The organism is Bacillus cereus group sp. N24, assembly GCF_016483345.1.
GTDB classification, from domain to species: domain Bacteria; phylum Bacillota; class Bacilli; order Bacillales; family Bacillaceae_G; genus Bacillus_A; species Bacillus_A toyonensis.
The window spans coordinates 1-18,367 of sequence record NZ_JAEHCA010000001.1 but is presented as its reverse complement, the minus strand read 5'-3'; the positions used below and the strand labels follow the sequence as shown (position 1 = coordinate 18,367).

The following is an 18,367-nucleotide window of genomic DNA, read 5'->3' as shown; positions in this document are numbered from 1 at the left end:
TAGAGAATTATGAACTGGAAGGAATATAAAGGGGATGAAAATGATTGTTCCTGCAAAAGGAAAGGACAATGCCTATCAAGTTGTAATTATTGAGGATGTTTTAAATAAAGCTGAATTAGAAAAGATTATACTTTCCATGCTAAATCAAAAAATAGGGTTCTTAAGATAAGTATCTTAAGAACCCTATTTTTTGAAAAGAACTTCTAAATTGGACTGAGGAAATTTAGGATTCCTAAAATAACTAAGATCTAATTAACCATAGAAATATAAAATTCCCATTTTGGGCGTACTTCAGAATATTAGCTTGATAGCGATGGGGGAGCACCCCATCACCATCAAGCTAATACTTTCATATCCCTCTAAATTAAAATTTTCTTTCTCTAAAGATAGCTATTCTGAGAAGCTGCTCATTTTTTCGTTTTGGGGGCATTTCTTTTTCTTAAGTTGATGGGCATGTATGGTGACTTCTATTAGACGATAGTGAATTAACAATTTCGGGGTTCAGTTCAACTTTATTCAAAATAAGATTTTTTTGCAGTAAAATCAATGTTAGTGGAACTTTTTTAATCAAACTTTTTTCTAAATTAACATAAATACTTGCAATATTTAAATTAGTACTATATAGTTCTAGTTATGACAAAGGTAAAATTAATGAATAAAAAACGTGTGATTGAAGTAGCTGCAACATTATTTTTAGAAAAAGGGTTTGCTTATACAAGTATGGATGAATTAGTACGTGTAAGCAAAGTTTCAAAGTCTAATGTGTATTATCACTTTTCTAATAAGGAAGTATTATTAGAAGGGGTCGTTGATTATTGGATTGAAATGTATCAATCTGCAATTGATGACGTACTTTCTCAGAACCAATTTTTAGTTGAAGATCGTATCCAACTGTTTTTAAAGCAATTATCACAAGGAGTTCAGTCGAGAGAGTATAAGGGGAGCTGTCCATTTATTACTCTTTATATTCAAAGTCCTACACAGGCCACGCAAATAAAAGAAAAAATAGGTCTTTTTTTTACAGAATTACAAAAGAAAGTTTCTCTATTACTTAAACAAGGGGTAGAGAATGGAGAATTCAGAAATACGATTAATATTGATGAGGTTGCATCACTTTTTATTACAAATCTTGAAGGAGCGTTATTTATTTCAGAAACATTGAAGGATGCAACTGTAATTACGAAAACAGCAGATCATTTTTTAAAATTGCTTCGATAAAAGAAGCTTTTTTTTTACATCAAATTAGTACTAAATAGTACTAAAAGGGGGGGTTATATGAGAACAGTATTTTTAATTGGTGGAACAGGCTTTATTGGAAAGCAATTAGTGAAAGAATTAGCCAAAGAGGATGTTAAAATTCTTCTTTTAGTGAGGTCGAAAAGTAAAGCAACACGCATTTTTCAAGAAAGAGGCATCTTAAAAAAGGCAGTTATGCACTTTATTGAAGGTGATTTGACGAAAATAGATTTAGGTCTAAGTGCTGAAGATAAGGAGAGGGTATTGAAAACGGATGTGATTATTCACGCAGGAGGCCCCATGGACATTCAAGTGACAAGTAAAGAGGCAGCTTCCGTATTTTTAAATGGCGCCAAACATATTAGTGAATTAGCTAAAAGTATTCATCAATTGAAGGGCTTGCAACAATTTATTCATGTTGTAGGTTATATGAGTCCCTTTGATGATAAAAATTGCAAGATTGCAATTGATGTGTTTAAAGAAGGAAACAATTATTTGAAAATAAAAAATCCATATGAGAGAACAAAATTTTTAGCAGATCTTTATATCCGTCATCAGGCATTAGCAGTAGGTTATCCGCTTTCTGTAATTAATCCGCCAACTGTAGTCGGTAGTAGTAAAACAGGGAGTACAGAACAGATAGCAGGATTAGGTTTGCTTGTGATGAGTATGCGAAGAGGGCTCATGCCAGTGATTCCTGGAGGTAAGGGATATAGGTTACCACTTATTTCAAACGATGAGCTTGCGAAGTTTATTGTGCAGGTTTTTAGATTGGAACAACCGACTATTCAAACATATACACTTGTTGAAGACAAACAGCACGATCAGAACATTGCTGAATTATTAAGTATTATGTCGGAAAGTATGAATATGAGGGCACCAAAAATCTCTGTCCCAATGCCACTTATGAAAGCAATTATGAATAGTGGAGTAAGTAAAATAACAAAAATTCCTTCTGATGGACTGAATTTTATTACAAAACGAAAATTTTCAAATGTTTCAGCGAAAAAAATTATGGGAGGAGATTGGTTTAAGAAGACGAGTGTAATGAAATTTTTCCCTGCCGTAGTAGCTGATCTGGATTATCGAATGATGTATCAAAATGGCCAGCATAATCATTTATTTAAACGAACATTATGCGATAACACTACCCTTTACCAATTACAAGGAGAGGGTAAACCGTTTATTTTATTACATGGTTTATTGAGTGATGGAGAGGATTTATTTCCTTTAGCACAAGAGCTTCATGAAAAAACTGGTCAACCTGTATGGATTTTGGACCTTCCAGGTTTGGGACGTTCTCCTTTTAAACAAGAGAAAAATCTTCTAGATATCTATTTGAATGTAGTGAAAAAGTTATTGGAGAAAGCTACTAATGGTGCACATCTAATTGGCCATTCATTCGGTGCGTTTATTCTTCTGGAAGCATTAGTACAAGAGTACATAGATAAGAAGTATTCAATCACTTTACTTCAGCCACCTGTTGCTAAAAAAAATGCTAAATTGCTAAATGTTCCTCAATTTATGAACAAATGGACATTAAAATTGGCAACTACTAATTTGATAGGGCGTTATTTATTAAGTAATGGTTTGTTTGAAAGTATGGAGAGCATCCCTGAACAGTATATTGAAAAAATAAGTAAAAGTTTTACTTCTCCTAGAATTTTAAATACTACGGTTCAGCTTAACAGTTTATTACTGAAAAACGATCAAGGTGATTTCAATGAAGTAACAAAGTATAATCTTCACATTATTTGGGGGGATTATGACAGAGGCTATTCTGCTCCATCGCATCTTGGTAAGGTTGATTTTGTTCCATATGGCCATCATTTTCCTCTTAGCCATCCGAGTGAAACGGCAACATTAGTAATAAAAAATAGTAATACTAGCAGATGAGAGTGTGGGATAAATAAAAAGTGTGTAGTAAGATCGTTGTGTCTTTGAAATAAAATCGTACTGTTTCGAATCCCACCCCATCACCATCAAGTTAAAATTTTATAATGCTCCAAAACGAAAAATTTGAGTCTTTTATAGTAATGAAGTTCATTTTATCGTTTTGGGGCAACCTGATTTGTTAGGTTGATGGACATGGGGTGGTACACCTTATAGATATTTTTACGTTTTTAATTTTTGTATTGACCTTAAAGTTACTTCAAGGTTTATGCTAAAGACAATTACATAAAAAGCTTTTTTATGTCTATATAATTAATCATAAGGTGAGGAAAGTCATATGGGTATATACAATAGGAAAAATTTAGCTTTAGTTTTAGCATTATTTAATGTATTTATCGTATTTTTAGGAATTGGTCTTGTAGTTCCTGTAATGCCATCTTATATGAGGGCATTACATTTAGGCACTGACACTATGGGATATTTAATTGCTATGTTTGCATTTTTTCAACTATTAACATCTCCTATTGCTGGAATATGGGTAGATACATTTGGCCGAAAAAAAATGATTATAGCAGGGTTAATTCTATTTTCCTTTTCTGAATTTTTATTTGGAGTTGGAAATCAAATATGGGTATTATTTCTTTCTAGAGCACTAGGAGGTGTTAGTGCTGCATGTATGATGCCGGCAGTCACTGCTTTTATAGCTGATACAACTTCATTAGAAAACAGGGCAAAAGCATTAGGATATCTATCGGCAGCAATCAGTACAGGATTCATCATTGGTCCTGGTATTGGTGGTTTTATATCTGATTTTGGCATACGTGCACCGTTCTTTTTTGCAGCAGTAATTTCTGGTATCGCTGCGTGTTTTTCAGTATTCATTTTGAAAGAACCTGTATCTAAAGAACAACGAATTAAAATGCAAGATAACAAAATACAAGTTAGTTTTTTAAAAGAAATTAAACAATCTTTTCACCCTTTATATTTTATCCCACTATTACTTGTTTTTGTTTTAGGATGTGGTTTATCAGCTTATGAACATATGTTTAGCTTTGTTGTTGATAAAAAGTTTGGTTTTACACCTAAAGATATATCAATAATTATTTCAGTAAGCGCCATATTAGGAGTAATAGCACAAATCATGTTCTTTGAAAAATTAGTAAAAAAATTTGGTGAAAAAGGAATCATTAAATATAGCTTATTCATAGCTGCTATAATTATAGTTGTATCTACATTTGTCGGTAATTATTGGATGGTCGCGATTTTAACGTTTATCATCTTTTTGGCATTTGATTTACTTCGACCAGCAATTACAACATTACTTTCTAAAATAGCTGGAGAAAATCAAGGATTTATCGGAGGGATGAATTCTACTTATACAAGTCTCGGGAATATAATAGGGCCAGCAACGGGAGGCATTTTACTTAATGTAAATGTTAATCTACCATATATTTTTGCAGGATTAATTCTTACTATTGGATTTGGCATAACTGTATACTGGTCCAAATATATAACAAAAAACAACAGAGATACATTTCCAATGCAATCCTAATCTTATTGACAGGTTTCTATTTAAACCCAAACCAGAAAGCTTACGTTTTTATTTAATAAATCCCTTAAGTTGATGGGCATGGGGTACCGCCAACGAGACACGAATTTTGCACGCTAAGCAAAAAAATAAGCTGTCCACATGGCCAGCTTATTTACATAATTCTCGTTCTCGGAAGTTCTACACTTTATGTTCGGGATGGAAATCTAATGAATTAGTTCAGATTACGAAGGTCAGGCGTAGTGTTTTAATATAGAGTTGGAGTCGGAGGAGAACAATGGAAGGAAACAATATCGTTTATAGCAACCGAATAATGATTCCATCTTCCGCCGAAAAACCTATAGCCATAAACTCTTTCGTGCCCAATAGTCGTCAAAAAAAACCAGAAGTTGTCTCCGTTTCTAAGCGACAGATATGTGAATCGAAATAAACAATTTTGAAGACCCCAGGGACTCTGGGCATAGAGTGGCATTTGTCGTATATATACCATGATTTGAAGTTCACTCCTTATTTGAAATTAGACTTATAACTAATTTTATGCTCAGGGTCAAAGTTTAGATTGGATGTATGCCTAGTAGCCTATTTAAATTCAATTTTGAATGTATATAGTATACATGTTAGGTTTACATAACGTCTCATTATCGGTAGCAAGTTTTTCATAGAATCCTTGTTTTTACTAAATTTTTTGTCTCTATGTCTATCTATCTCTTATACAAGATTTTATACATCATTGATATAGCGGGGATTCTAGGGATCTTCGCTATTCTTTTTTGCATAAAATCTTGTATAGAAAAGTAGTTAGACTAGTGTGTTTTACTTCGGTTCATTTTAAAATATAATTGAAAATTCATCTTTAAATTAAAAAAGAAGGTGTTACCTTTATATATTAATAACTTCGAAATATTGTATAACAGATAACTTTTATGCATTATTGATTAGCATTGCTTATTGTGCTAACGAATCAGGATAGTGTGGCCACCGACCAACTAAATAGTTGTTTATCCTCAATTATTAGAAGGAAAGTTCTATCATTTCGTGAATTTATTAGACATAGACGAGTGCTATAATTTTCTATATCTACATATAAGAGGTGACTACGCATGAATCAAAGACCGTCAGAAGAAGAATACGCTGGGAACTCCGGCGAATATATCCGTTTGGTACCAGACGGTAACATTATCGATATACTGCTCGCCCAGGAAAAGCAAATGACCGAGCTCTTGGCATCGTTGACCAAAAGCCAGGCCGCGTATCGGTATGCGGAAGGAAAATGGACGTTGAAAGAAGTTGTGGGCCACATCGCAGACGCGGAACGCGTCATGACCTACCGCCTGCTCCGGTTCGCAAGAGGGGACCAGACGCCTCTGACCGGTTTCGATCAGGAATTGTTCATGCCTCCTTTCGGAAGCTGGACAACCGCGCAATTGGCCGAAGACTACCGGGCCGTACGGCAATCAACGATCACATTGCTGCGCGGGCTACCGGCGGAGGCGTGGAACCGCAAGGGCACAGCAAACAACTTAAGCATTACGGCGCGCGCCCTCGCGTACGGCATCGCAGGACACGAACTTCATCACATGGGGGTCATCCGAAACCGGTACTTGAGTTAATCATCAGCTGAGACCTCTGGAATGGAACAAACACCTCTCATACAACCTTAGATACCGTTCTTATTGGGGTCCCGCCCCACAACCATCAACTTAAGGATTTAGACTATTTTTGAAATTAAAAGCACGTTACTATTCTCTTATGTTAATGAGAAAGGGTGACGTGCTTTTTATGAATATGCACCAAAAACAAGAGTTATATCGATTTTTTTCATTTGGGGGTATTTGTTTTTCTTAGCTTGATAGTGATGGGGCACTACTCTATAATGGTCAAATTAAAATTAAAAACAGTTATAAAGACTCCATTCCTCCGAAATATTGTAACTATTAAGTTGTAAAAAGAACCGTAGTTTTTCACTTTTGAAAAAGCTATGGTCTTTTTAATTGTAGCAAAGATATGATGCGAGGGAGGTTTTTATAAATCAAAAAAACTTGATTAATTAGTTGCATAAAGAACTAAACAGTGTATATACTATAAACATCAAAAAAAGTTGATGAAGGGAGAGTGAACTAAAGTGGCACAAGATTTTCAGCTCTATGAGAAAAAATTTAAAGCGTTGGCAGATCAAAAACGTTTAGAAATCATGTATGAGCTTTGTCAGCGAGGCCAGACGTGTGTATGTGATTTAACTGAAGTTTTTGAAATGACACAATCTAAGTTGTCCTATCATTTAAAGATTTTATTAGATGCAGGTTTAATTGTAAAAGAAACAAAAGGTACGTGGAGTTATTATGATTTAAATGATGCGGAAGTAAATAATTTATTATCAGAAGAATTGTGTTGTATCTTTAGAAAAACAGGCAAAGGTAGCTGCTGTTAAAATTTTAATTTATTAATCAAAAAAAATTGATTAATGATATATAAAGAGGAGGAATAAGGTATGAGATATGTTCACGTTGGTATAAACGTTACGAATTTAGAGAAGTCTATTGAATTTTATGAAAAAGTATTTGGTGTTTCACCAGTTAAAGTGAAAACGGATTATGCAAAATTTTTATTAGAGACGCCAGGGCTTAATTTTACGCTGAACGTACGAGATGAGGTGAAGGGAAATCAGGTAAATCACTTTGGTTTCCAAGTGGATACAGCTGAAGAAATCACATTACATAAAGAAAGATTAGAAAAAGAAAGTTTCTTTGCGCGTGATGAGATGGATACGACATGTTGCTATGCGGTTCAAGATAAGTTTTGGCTAACAGACCCTGATGGGAATGAGTGGGAATTCTTTTATACGAAAGCAGATAGTGATGTTCACAAAATAGAAGAGTCATCTTGTTGTACGACTTCAAATGAGATAGCTAAAAATTCTTGTTGTTAATAGGAGATGGAAAATAAAATGAAACGTTTATCTTTTCTAGACCGCTATTTAACACTATGGATTTTTCTAGCGATGGCTGTTGGGATTGGTTTAGGGTTTGTGTTTCCTAGTATAGTAGACGGACTGAATACATTACAAGTTGGAACGATGTCTATTCCACTTGCTGTTGGTTTAATTGTAATGATGTATCCACCATTAGCGAAAGTTCGCTATGAGGAAATGGGCCGAGTATTTAAAGATGTTAAAGTGTTAGTTCTATCTTTAGTACAAAACTGGATTATTGGTCCGGTACTTATGTTTGTTTTAGCAATTATTTTTCTTCCTGATAAACCAGAATACATGGTTGGTCTCATTATGATTGGGTTAGCACGTTGTATTGCAATGGTCATTGTTTGGAACGATCTTGCCGATGGAGATAAAGAGTATGCGGCAGGTTTAGTTGCTTTTAATTCGGTATTTCAAATGTTATTCTTCTCAGTTTATGCATACGTGTTTGTAACCGTAATTCCAGAATGGTTAGGAATTGAAGGTGCTATTGTCGATACTACAATGATTGAAGTAGCAAAATCGGTATTTATCTATTTGGGAATTCCTTTTATAGCAGGTATGTTGACACGTTTTGTACTAGTAAAGTTAAAAGGAAGACAGTGGTATGAAAAGGTGTTTATACCTAAAATCAGCCCACTTACATTAATTGCACTGCTATTTACGATTATTATTATGTTCTCTTTAAAAGGGGAAATGATTGTTAGTGTGCCATTAGATGTAGTAAGAATAGCAATTCCGTTATTCATTTATTTTATCGTGATGTTCTTTGTTTCTTTCTTTATGGGAAGAAAAATTGGTGCAAACTATCCGGTGACTACAACGTTAGCATTTACAGCAGGTAGTAATAACTTTGAGTTAGCAATTGCTGTTGCAGTTGGTGTGTTTGGTATTCATTCAGGTGCGGCATTTGCAGCCGTTATCGGACCGTTAGTTGAAGTACCTGTAATGATTGCACTTGTAAATGTTGCTTTTTGGTTTAAGCGTAGATATTTTAATGATCAACCAGTATAAATTTAAAACAAAGGTGGAAAACAACATGGAGAACAAAAAGACAATCTATTTTTTATGCACAGGAAATTCATGCCGAAGCCAAATGGCAGAAGCTTGGGGAAAACAGTACTTGGGAGATAAGTGGAATGTATATTCTGCAGGAATCGAAGCACATGGTGTAAATCCAAATGCCATTAAAGCAATGGAAGAAGTAAATATCGACATAACAAATCAAACATCAGATATGATTGATTCAAACATTTTAAACAGTGCTGATTTAGTGGTGACCCTTTGTAGTCATGCGGATTCTGTGTGCCCGACTACACCTCCAAATGTGAATCGTGTTCATTGGGGCTTTGATGATCCGGCAGGAAAAGAGTGGTCTGAATTTCAACGTATTCGTAATGAAATCATGGAACGTATCAAGCACTTTGCTGAAACGGGAGAATAAAGGCTCTTATAACATATCATGTATACAGGTAGAGATAGAAAAAATGAAAATTTTGTAGGTTATTAGATAACGTATAGAGCTCCTAACATATTAGTTATCAAGAATATGTTAGGAGCTTTTATTTAGTAATAAATATCATTGTGTCTATTAAGAAATCGGCATCGGTGTTGGAGTAACGTTTATACCATCTTTCTTGTATTGTTTATCAATGTATTCACGGATTTCCAAAGTAGATGCTCCATTTTGTTTCATTAAAACGGCTTGGAAAGCAATATCTACACAGGCAGCTTGACTCATTGCATGTGATTCCCATGTAACTTCGCCGTTCTCTTTAATTTCGTGGATAAAACAATCTTTATTGCTTTTATGGTCAGAGTTTTCATCACACCCACAGTAACAAGGAATCAATTTTAAGAGTTCAGTGTCTTTTCCTACCATCCCATAAATTTGAGAGACTTGTCCATTTTTTGTTGACGATAAAAAGGAAGGAAGAGTTTCTATATTAGCTGTTGTTTCTAGAGTATCGCCTTTAAAATGTTCACCTTTATTTTTTGTTTCTTGTAACTGATTTTGTGTTTTGTTGTTCTTAGCAGGTGATGAATCATTAACGGAACTACAGCCGATTAATAGGCTTGCTAATAAAATTACAGGTATGATCTTTGACATCATACTGTCTCCTCTCAGTAGAAAAATTTCCATATATAATACTTTAATTTACATAATGTTTTTTATTCATTCGTTTTTGATTTCGTTAACACCATAAACAAAGTAATGAGACAAAAAGCAATTAAGGCTAAGAATGGGATTGTGATAAAACCTAGCCAATTAATATAATCAACATTACAAGGGACACCTTGAACGCACGGGTTAATCTCTGAAAACCCAGGGACTTTTTGTATTGTATAGTGATAAAGCGAAATACTTCCACCAATAATAGAAATCGGTAATACATATTTTTTTATGTTCTTTTCATTATAGAACGTGGCAATCCCCAAAACAATACAGAGCGGATACATCATAATTCGTTGGAACCAACACAATTCACATGGTATGAATCCAAGAATCTCACTGAAAAATAGACTACCTAGTGTCGCAATCATTGAAACAATCCATGCCATATATAAGGTGTAATTACGCCATTCAAAGTTCTTTTTTGTTGTATTCATCATTTCTTTTCCTTCAATGCTTTTTCAATTAAATTTTTGATTTGTTCATAATCATAAGGATCAGATAGCGTTGTTCCATTTACAACAATGCTCGGTGTTTGCTCTACACTGTAGTCTTGTGTCAGTTTCTCATCTCTGTTTACTTCTTCTTGTTCTGTTTGTTTTTTCAAATCTTCTTCGAGCTGCGTAGTATTAATACTTGGTGTATATGTTTTTGCGATTTCTAATAGTTTTTCAGGAGTAATCCATGGATCATCGTGATTTTCTGGCTGTGCATTAAATAATTCCTTATGGAAACTCCAATATGCTTGTGGGTCTTGTTTATAAACAGATTCAGCAGCTAAAGCAGACAATTTTGATTCTGTTCCGTGGAATAAAACATTCACATATGAAAACTTGACTTTCCCAGTATCGATATAGTCTTTTTGTAATTGAGGAAAGATACGTTCACCCCATGCTTTACAAGCAGGACACTTAAAGTCACCAAACTCAATAATAGAGACTGGTGCATCTTCTTTTCCTAAAGTAGGTTGCTTACCGATAGGAGGTAAATCTTTTATCGCTTTATTCGTAGCAACTTTTTCTTCTTTATTGAATACGACGAAAGCTGTAACTGCAGCGAAAATGATTAATGTGGTAATTAACAATAATTTTATGTGAGAGCCTTGTTTTTTCTTCATATAAACACCTCGAATTTTTAGAGTTTAATAGGAACATAATAAGAAGGTTTTTAGTTATCGAATTCGTTTAATATCACGGATGATATCCTCATATGGTGTGTTTTGAAGACCTGAATATTTCTTTACAACTTTTCCATCTTTGTCTACGAGATAGAAGCTCGTACCATGTATAACTTGTGAGTTATTTTCTGGTTTGGTTACAAGGGTTTGGAAGTTCTTTTTTGCAAACCTTTCAATATCTGGCCTTGTATAGCCTGTTAGGAAATGAGTTCTCTTTGTATCCATTTCATAGACCTTCATAAATTCTGTTATTTTTTCAGGTGTGTCTACTTCAGGATCTACACTGAATGATACAAACTCTACATCTTTAATTCCCTCTGCATTCAACATTTTTTGAAGTTTTGCCATATTGGCTGTCATAGGTGGGCAAACAGTTTGGCAACTTGTAAAGATAAAATCAGCTACCCAAACCTTTTCTTTTAAATCAGATGACCCAAACTTTTTACCATGTTGATCTGTAAATGTAAACTTTTCTACATCCCAATCGAGTGAATCTCTTAATTTACTATCACTACATGCTCCTAAAATTGTAATTATGGAAATAAGCATAAGTAATCTAATTACACGCATTTTTTTCATATGTATACCCTTTCAAAATATATTTAAGATATGGAGCTACTAGGTAGCCCCGTATCTTATTATTTGTTTCGTAATAAACGCATACTGTTCAGTATGACAATCAGCGCAGCCCCTGTATCACTTAGTACAGCCATCCAAAGAGTAAGCCAACCTGGGAAGATAAAGGCAAGAGCAATGAATTTAATAATCAATGAGAACCATATATTTTGTTTAATGATGTGCAATGCTTTTCGGCTTAGTTTCATTGTATAAGGAAGTTTTTCAAGATTGTCTGCCATCAATACAATATCTGCCGTTTCCATTGCTGTATCAGTTCCTGCACCTCCCATGGCAATACCAAGGTTTGCGGTAGCAAGGGCAGGAGCATCATTAATACCGTCCCCAATCATAGCTACTGTTTTCCCTTCAGATTGAAGCTGTTTTACAGAATGAACCTTATCTTCTGGAAGTAAGTTAGCAAAATAACGATCTACTTTTGCTTTCTGTGCAATGTGTTCAGCTGTTCCTTCATTGTCTCCTGTTAACATAACGGTTTCCTGAATACCTGATCGTTTTAATTCTTGAATTGTTCCATAAGTAGTAGAGCGAATGGAATCTGCTACAGAAATCATTCCTAAAATAACTTTGTTTGTTCCAACAAGTATCACGGTTTGACCAATTCTTTGCATTTCCCGAATCGGCTCGTTCCACATTTGAAGCGAAACTCCAAAATCTTCATATAATGCTTTATTTCCAGCGTAGTAGGTTTCGCCATCTATCGTGACTTGCGCACCTTTTCCTACAATAGCGCGGAAGTCCGTTCCACTTTGGATAGAAGTTTGATGCTCCTTAGCATATGCTGTAATGGCTTTTGCAATGGGATGATTAGAATATTCTTCAATTGTTGCGGCAATTGATAATAATTCATCTTCCGTACAATCTAAGCTTCGCACATGCATTACTTTTGGTTTTCCTTCAGTCAATGTACCTGTTTTATCGAACGCGATAGCATTTAATGAACCAGCAATTTCTAGAGCAGTACCACCTTTAATGAGTACACCATTTCTTGCTGCATTTCCAATTGCAGATACGATAGCAACAGGAGTTGAGATAACTAAAGCACAAGGACATGCGACAACAAGAAGTTCCAATCCTTTATAAATCCATTCCATCCATTCGCCCATACCAAGAAGAGGAGGGATAAGCATGACACCAATTGCTAATACAAAAACAATAGGTGTATAGATTTTTGCGAAGCGATCCACAAATGCCTCTGTAGGTGCTTTTTTTTCTTGTGCTTCTTCTACGAGATGAATAATTCGAGATAACGTAGTGTCTTCAACGAGTTTAGTTACTGTAATCTCAAGAGAGCCATCTTCATTGATCGTTCCTGCATATACAGAATCGCCAATTTGTTTATCAATTGGAATAGATTCGCCAGTTATCGGTGCTTGGTTTACAGTAGAAGTTCCTCCTATAACTGTGCCGTCCAGTGGAATTTTTTCACCAGGCTTTACAACAATCGTTGTATTCACTGCAATATCATCTACAGATTTTTTTATAAGTTCAGTTCCAACTTTTACCCAAGCTTCTGATGGTGCTAAATCAATTAATCCACGAATGGACTCCCGTGTACGTTCAATTGATTTGTTTTGTAGCGTTGCGCCTAATGCAAATAACCAAACAACGGTTGCTCCTTCTAGCCATTGACCGATTAATGCAGCACCAATAGCAGCTGATATCATGAGAACATTCATATCAAGTGATTTACTTCTGATTGCATAAAAGGCACTTTTGGCAGGTTTATAACCACCAATACCAATGCTTGCCGCATAGAGAAGTGTAATAAGAAGAGGCGATATGTTTGTAAAACTTCCTCCAAATCCTAAAGCTAAAAATAACCCTGAAAGAATCAAAGTTGTATTTTTTGATTTCGAAACAGGTGCCGATCCTCTACGAGTTCCTGCTAAGGAGGCTTCAAATCCTGCATTAGATACTTCTTTAATAATGTCATCTGCATTTCGATTATGACGAATTTGCATTTTTCCTGTAGCGAAATTAACTCGTACTTCCTCAACCCCAGAAACATTTTGTAGATGTTTTTCGATTGTTAAGGCACAAGCTCCGCAGTCCATACCATCGACCACATATGTTTGTACACCATCTCCTGTTACTTTCTGATTATCACGGGGTGATGGGGATTCGCATGAGCTATCACTACAACATGAAGTTTCTGATGTTACTTCTTCTATTTGTATGGCGGTTGCAGAAGAGCAACATGAAGATACCTTTTCTGGTTTAGGTCCACAACAGGATGCAGAAGAGTTATTCTCTGTTTTCACAGTATCAGTGTTACTACTGCAACAGGAATCTTCCTTAGCAATTGTAACAACTGGGATTTCTTTTTTAGAGGAACAACATGATGTTGTTTCCTTTGCTTTTTCTATTTTCACAGTATCTTGGTCACCACTACAACAGGAAACCTCCTTAGTGGCAACGGGAACAATTGGAATCTCCTTTTTAGAAGAGCAACATGATGACTTTTTGTGTTGTATTCCGTCTGTAGTAGGAGTTGATGAAGATTCATTTTGAGGAGAAGTTTGACAGCAACTCGTTTGTTTATCGTTCTTATCTGTCATGACAACTGTCTCCCTTTTGAGATAAGCATGCATCGTTTCTATCACATGATGCTACCTCGGTTTGAACTTCATGAAATACAACGTCAAACATTCTAAGTAATTGTTCGATTTGGACATTTCGTAAAGAATAGTAGACAAACTTTCCTTCTTGTCTTCCAAGAATAATGCCACATCCTTTTAAACAGTTCAGATGTTGGGATATGTTTGACTGATTTCCGTTGATGATTTCTACAATTTCAGATACCGTCTTTTCCCCATCCATCATACATTGAAGAATCTGAAGTCTTGTTTTATCAGCAAAGCCACGGATAAACTTGGCTTTTATATCTAAATCATTTGTATTGCACAATTGTCTTCACTCCTATCGTATTAGTAATCGCTAATATGTTTATTCTTTATTCATATTAGCATCGACTAATATGTGTGTCAAAATAATTTGGAAAAAGTCTGAAAAATAATAAGTACTCTATTTTTATCTATGAAGAGCTAAGGATAAATTGGAAAAAATTAAGTGGTGTAGAAAAAGGGATTGGTATAATTAATGAAAACACATGAACAGATGCTCATATAAAAAATTCGAAAAATAAGTGATGGTGGTGGATGCCATGCTCATCAAGCTAATATTTGGGGACACCCCCATTACAAGAATTTTATCTTTCTACAGTTATTTATGGGAATTTGATTCGCTTTTTGTTTTGGGGAACAATCAATGTAATAAAAGGGATTAGTTTCATAAGTTATCAATTTAAAGGAAATTGATACTCTATGTTTCTAGTGAGTAGCTTTTGCACCAGAACCAACGTACTCATTGATGTGAGTATATTCTTTTATAACTATTGTGTTTCATTTGAAATCCAAATAGTGTATTAAGATAAAAAGAATATTGACAACTGAAGCGATGAGTTTTTCATGGATATGACTGCAAGTATTCATTTGTTTGCGAGTAATCCGCGCGAATTCGCATTAAAGCTCAAGCGAGAAATATATGAACGTACACGGATTGAAAGTACGATTGGTATAGGGCCTAATTTATTATTGAGTAAAGTAGCGATGGATATTGAAGCGAAAAAGAGTAAAGATGGAATAGCGCACTGGACGTATGACGATATACCCGAGAAGTTATGGAGTATTAGACCACTCAGTAAATTTTGGGGTATATCGTACAAAACTGAAATGAAATTGAATCGAAAAGGTATACATACAATTGGAGAATTAGCTCAGTATCCTTTGAAATATTTAAAGCAATCTTTCGGTGTAATAGGGGAAGAATTACATTTACATAGTAACGGGATTGATTTTAGCAGAATAGCAGAGAAATACGTTCCAGCTACAACATCTATAGCAAAAAGCCAAATATTATTACGGGATTATTCGATAGGAGAGTTCGTAGTTATTTTATTAGAGCATATAGAAGAAGTTTGTTATAGGTTGAGAAGAGAAAAGAAATATGCACAAACAATTCATTTTTCAATTGGATATAGCAAGGAATACGGTGGGGGAATAAAAAAGGCGCATACGTTAAATCGGGCAACAAATGTAACGATGGATATTTACAATGTTTGTACATATTTTTTATATGAGCGCTATACAGGAGAACCGATTAGATTGTTAAGTGTCTCATTAACAAACCTTATTAATGAAGGTGAAGAGCAAATTTCGCTTTTCGATAACATTGTACAAAGGGAAAAAGAAATCCGATTAACGAAAGTTATGGATGAAATTCGAACACGGTTTGGTAAGAACAGTATTTTACGTGGGATTTCCTACACAAGCGTCGCAACAGCAAGATATAGAAACACATTATTAGGAGGACATAAATCGTGAAGAATGCTAATATGCCAAAAGGAAGAGGGATGGTAAAGTGGCAACCGTTCGCTAGTATGCCAGAGCAATTCGCAGTTATTAAAGAAATGATACATGCGAAAACGAAAGTCACGCGTCCGATCTTAACAGAGGATGCAAAAGAAGTGCTTGAAAATAAGTTGTTATGTTCCTATTTAGGTGAGGAAGAGATTTTACTTACATATTATAAAGGTGGCTACTTATATAAAAATTACATAACAGTAGTTGATATTAATCCATTAAATGAGACGATTATTTGTACAGATGCTTTTGGGCATAAACGTACTTTTAAATTCGGTGATTTAATTGAAATGGAATAGAATAGCTTTTTTAGCATGGAGGGCCACACTTTAAACACTCTAACGGTTTGTTTAAAGTGTGGAGCTCAAGAAATAAAAAGAAAAAATCCCATTGACAATGATAATGAAAATCATTATCATTTGTTTGAGAGATAATTTATTTGTATAAAGGGAGATATTGCTTTGAAAAAAAATAATATGAGAGCGTTAGTAGTAGCTACAACATTAGCTATTCCTTTTGCTGTTTATTCTAGCCCAGTGCAAGCAGCGGAAAAAATAGCAGAAAATAAAGCAGGAGTTATGGTAACAGATCGTGTATATAATGTTGAAATCAAAATATATAAAGATCAAAAAGATGAGCCATCCATGGTGTCTCAATACATAAAAGATCCCAAAGTTAAGATTGAAAATGGGAAAAAAGTTGTTACTGCAACAGTACAAGATAGCGATTATTTCCAATATCTTAGAATAGAAGATAGAAATCAACCGGGTGTATTTCACGATGTGAAAGTATTGTCAGAAGATAAGAGGAAAAATGGGACGAAAGTAGTTCAGTTTGAAATAGGAGAATTTTCGAAGAGATATAATATGCAAATGCATATTCTCATTCCTGCTATTGGATATGATCATAAATATCAAGTTCAATTTGAAATTTCAGATCCGACAGCAAATAACAAAGAAACTGAGAAACCAGATGATAATTCTAATGCAGGTGATAAGGAAACGGATCATCAAATTGATAGTCAAAATATGATAACGGACAAAAAATTAAGGGAACTTGTTAATAAAAAAGTATTTAATAGAAAAGATTTAAATACACCAATTACGAAAGAAGAGTTATTACAAGTAAAAAACTTATTTTTAAATACGAATGAGATCCTCGACTATAGTGGATTGAAATATATGCCAAATTTAAAGTCTTTAACAGTTGCTAATGCAAAGATAACAGATCCGTCGTTCTTTGCGAACTTAAAACAATTGAACCATTTAGCTTTGCGCGGTAATGAAATTGTAGATGTAACACCGCTTATTAAAATGGATAATTTAGAATCTCTTGATTTAAGTAATAATAAAATTACGAACGTTGCACCACTAACTGAAATGAAGAATGTGAAAAGTTTATATGTAGCAGGCAATCAAATTGAAGATGTAACAGCATTAGCAAAAATGGGACAACTAGATTACTTGAATTTAGCAAATAATAAAATTACGAACGTTGCTCCATTAAGATCGTTAAAAAATGTAACATACTTAACTTTAGCGGGTAATCAAGTTGAAGATATTACACCGTTATATGCATTACCTTTAAAAGATTTAGTATTAACGCGTAATAAGGTTAAAGATTTATCGGGCATTGACCAATTGAATCGATTAGATGAATTATGGATTGGGAAAAATCAAATTGAAGACGTGACACCACTTACTAAAATGACTCATCTTAAAGTATTAGATGTACCTAATAATGAGTTAAAGGATATTACTCCATTATCAAATTTAGTAAACTTGCAAAAGCTTGATTTAGAGGCAAATTATATTTCTGATTTATCACCAATTAGTCAGTTGAAAAAATTAACGTTTTTAAGCCTTGTTGCGAATGAAATTCGTGACGTTAGACCTGTTATCGAATTAAGTAAGCAAGCATACATTAATATTCAAAATCAAAAGGTCTTTTTAGAAGACGTAGAAGTAAATAAAGAAGTGAAAGTACCTATTTATGAAAAAGACGGTGAAATCTCTACAAAAATCCGTTTAAAAAGTGATGGTGGCACTTATAATAATGGTGTAATTACATGGAATACGTTAGGTGAGAAAGTATATGAGTTTGGAGTAAAAGATCCATTTGCTGATACAGGCATCTTTTACACTGGTACAGTAATACAAAATGTTGTGGATAAAGTATCGGGAGAAGTAACAGATCCAAAAGGAGAAGTGACAGATCCAAAAGGAGAAGTAACAGATCCAAAAGGAGAAGTAACAGATCCAAAAGGAGAAGTAACAGATCCAAAAGGAGAAGTAACAGATCCAAAAGG

At 34.4% G+C, this 18,367-nt stretch carries 17 protein-coding genes and 1 pseudogene; 12 read left to right on the top strand and 6 right to left on the bottom strand.

Features of this window, described 5'->3' with window-relative positions; translation table 11 throughout:
- Positions 1-40 precede the first annotated feature (40 nt).
- The 9 genes from JDS95_RS31515 to arsC all read left to right on the top strand — a co-directional run bounded on the left by JDS95_RS31515 (position 41) and on the right by arsC (position 9,093).
- Entirely contained in the window at positions 41-169 is a 129-nt protein-coding gene (locus JDS95_RS31515; protein WP_002093597.1) for a hypothetical protein, read from the top strand.
- Positions 170-651: 482 nt separating this feature from the next.
- Positions 652-1,218, top strand: coding sequence for a TetR/AcrR family transcriptional regulator (locus JDS95_RS00085; protein WP_139823511.1), 567 nt, complete (start codon positions 652-654; stop codon positions 1,216-1,218).
- Between the two features lie 57 nt (positions 1,219-1,275).
- Complete coding sequence (locus JDS95_RS00080; RefSeq protein WP_085450364.1) at positions 1,276-3,132, top strand: alpha/beta fold hydrolase; 1,857 nt, start codon at positions 1,276-1,278, stop codon at positions 3,130-3,132.
- Positions 3,133-3,466: 334 nt separating this feature from the next.
- A complete protein-coding gene (locus JDS95_RS00075; protein WP_085450363.1) occupies positions 3,467-4,681 on the top strand; it encodes an MFS transporter in 1,215 nt (404 codons plus the stop codon).
- A gap of 1,097 nt (positions 4,682-5,778) precedes the next feature.
- Positions 5,779-6,288 carry a DinB family protein gene (locus JDS95_RS00070; RefSeq protein WP_085450362.1) on the top strand — a complete coding sequence of 170 codons (510 nt, stop codon included), beginning with the start codon at positions 5,779-5,781 and terminating at the stop codon, positions 6,286-6,288.
- Positions 6,289-6,800: 512 nt separating this feature from the next.
- Positions 6,801-7,106: an arsenical resistance operon transcriptional regulator ArsR gene (gene arsR, locus JDS95_RS00065; RefSeq protein ID WP_000046018.1), complete on the top strand. Its 306-nt coding sequence runs from the start codon at positions 6,801-6,803 to the stop codon at positions 7,104-7,106.
- 60 nt (positions 7,107-7,166) lie between these two features.
- Positions 7,167-7,604 (top strand): ArsI/CadI family heavy metal resistance metalloenzyme, encoded by a 438-nt coding sequence (locus JDS95_RS00060; protein ID WP_001271018.1) that lies wholly within the window; start codon positions 7,167-7,169, stop codon positions 7,602-7,604.
- An 18-nt stretch (positions 7,605-7,622) separates the two neighbouring features.
- Positions 7,623-8,663: an ACR3 family arsenite efflux transporter gene (gene arsB, locus JDS95_RS00055; RefSeq protein WP_199690118.1), complete on the top strand. Its 1,041-nt coding sequence runs from the start codon at positions 7,623-7,625 to the stop codon at positions 8,661-8,663.
- A 25-nt stretch (positions 8,664-8,688) separates the two neighbouring features.
- Positions 8,689-9,093: an arsenate reductase (thioredoxin) gene (gene arsC, locus JDS95_RS00050; protein ID WP_085450360.1), complete on the top strand. Its 405-nt coding sequence runs from the start codon at positions 8,689-8,691 to the stop codon at positions 9,091-9,093.
- A 147-nt stretch (positions 9,094-9,240) separates the two neighbouring features.
- On the opposite strand, the gene JDS95_RS00045 is transcribed toward arsC, so the two are convergent.
- The 6 genes from JDS95_RS00045 to JDS95_RS00020 form a co-directional block, all read right to left on the bottom strand.
- Positions 9,241-9,759: a PCYCGC motif-containing (lipo)protein gene (locus JDS95_RS00045; protein ID WP_085450359.1), complete on the bottom strand. Its 519-nt coding sequence runs from the start codon at positions 9,757-9,759 to the stop codon at positions 9,241-9,243.
- Between the two features lie 62 nt (positions 9,760-9,821).
- On the bottom strand, positions 9,822-10,262 hold the full coding sequence (locus JDS95_RS00040) for a disulfide oxidoreductase (RefSeq protein WP_000982253.1): 441 nt from the start codon (positions 10,260-10,262) through the stop codon (positions 9,822-9,824).
- On the bottom strand, positions 10,259-10,939 hold the full coding sequence (locus tag JDS95_RS00035) for a DsbA family protein (RefSeq protein ID WP_085450358.1): 681 nt from the start codon (positions 10,937-10,939) through the stop codon (positions 10,259-10,261). The genes JDS95_RS00040 and JDS95_RS00035 overlap by 4 nt, the downstream gene beginning before the upstream one ends.
- A 54-nt stretch (positions 10,940-10,993) precedes the next feature.
- On the bottom strand, positions 10,994-11,578 hold the full coding sequence (locus tag JDS95_RS00030; protein WP_000738791.1) for an SCO family protein: 585 nt from the start codon (positions 11,576-11,578) through the stop codon (positions 10,994-10,996).
- Between the two features lie 59 nt (positions 11,579-11,637).
- On the bottom strand, positions 11,638-14,196 hold the full coding sequence (locus JDS95_RS00025) for a heavy metal translocating P-type ATPase (protein ID WP_199690116.1): 2,559 nt from the start codon (positions 14,194-14,196) through the stop codon (positions 11,638-11,640).
- A complete protein-coding gene (locus JDS95_RS00020; RefSeq protein ID WP_000336205.1) occupies positions 14,186-14,545 on the bottom strand; it encodes an ArsR/SmtB family transcription factor in 360 nt (119 codons plus the stop codon). The genes JDS95_RS00025 and JDS95_RS00020 overlap by 11 nt, the downstream gene beginning before the upstream one ends.
- A gap of 548 nt (positions 14,546-15,093) precedes the next feature.
- On the opposite strand from JDS95_RS00020, the pseudogene JDS95_RS00015 reads away from it, so the two are divergent.
- The 3 genes and pseudogenes from JDS95_RS00015 to JDS95_RS00005 all read left to right on the top strand — a co-directional run.
- Positions 15,094-16,020: pseudogene (locus JDS95_RS00015) on the top strand (DinB/UmuC family translesion DNA polymerase); the annotation flags it as partial.
- On the top strand, positions 16,017-16,358 hold the full coding sequence (locus tag JDS95_RS00010; RefSeq protein WP_000786244.1) for a YolD-like family protein: 342 nt from the start codon (positions 16,017-16,019) through the stop codon (positions 16,356-16,358). The pseudogene JDS95_RS00015 and the gene JDS95_RS00010, both read left to right, overlap by 4 nt.
- 162 nt (positions 16,359-16,520) lie before the next feature.
- Positions 16,521-18,367 (top strand): leucine-rich repeat domain-containing protein (locus JDS95_RS00005; protein ID WP_242474161.1); only part of this gene is annotated, 1,847 nt, incomplete at its 3' end.

What these genes read in the sequence shown, in the direction of transcription:
- JDS95_RS00030 (WP_000738791.1), bottom strand. Translation starts at nt 11,578, where the DNA reads ATGAAAAAAATGCGTGTAATTAGATTACTTATGCTTATTTCCATAATT.
- JDS95_RS31515 (WP_002093597.1), top strand. Translation starts at nt 41, where the DNA reads ATGATTGTTCCTGCAAAAGGAAAGGACAATGCCTATCAAGTTGTAATT.
- JDS95_RS00040 (WP_000982253.1), bottom strand. Translation starts at nt 10,262, where the DNA reads ATGATGAATACAACAAAAAAGAACTTTGAATGGCGTAATTACACCTTA.
- JDS95_RS00080 (WP_085450364.1), top strand. Translation starts at nt 1,276, where the DNA reads ATGAGAACAGTATTTTTAATTGGTGGAACAGGCTTTATTGGAAAGCAA.
- JDS95_RS00060 (WP_001271018.1), top strand. Translation starts at nt 7,167, where the DNA reads ATGAGATATGTTCACGTTGGTATAAACGTTACGAATTTAGAGAAGTCT.
- arsB (WP_199690118.1), top strand. Translation starts at nt 7,623, where the DNA reads ATGAAACGTTTATCTTTTCTAGACCGCTATTTAACACTATGGATTTTT.
- JDS95_RS00045 (WP_085450359.1), bottom strand. Translation starts at nt 9,759, where the DNA reads ATGTCAAAGATCATACCTGTAATTTTATTAGCAAGCCTATTAATCGGC.
- JDS95_RS00035 (WP_085450358.1), bottom strand. Translation starts at nt 10,939, where the DNA reads ATGAAGAAAAAACAAGGCTCTCACATAAAATTATTGTTAATTACCACA.
- JDS95_RS00085 (WP_139823511.1), top strand. Translation starts at nt 652, where the DNA reads ATGAATAAAAAACGTGTGATTGAAGTAGCTGCAACATTATTTTTAGAA.
- arsC (WP_085450360.1), top strand. Translation starts at nt 8,689, where the DNA reads ATGGAGAACAAAAAGACAATCTATTTTTTATGCACAGGAAATTCATGC.
- JDS95_RS00075 (WP_085450363.1), top strand. Translation starts at nt 3,467, where the DNA reads ATGGGTATATACAATAGGAAAAATTTAGCTTTAGTTTTAGCATTATTT.
- JDS95_RS00025 (WP_199690116.1), bottom strand. Translation starts at nt 14,196, where the DNA reads ATGACAGATAAGAACGATAAACAAACGAGTTGCTGTCAAACTTCTCCT.
- JDS95_RS00070 (WP_085450362.1), top strand. Translation starts at nt 5,779, where the DNA reads ATGAATCAAAGACCGTCAGAAGAAGAATACGCTGGGAACTCCGGCGAA.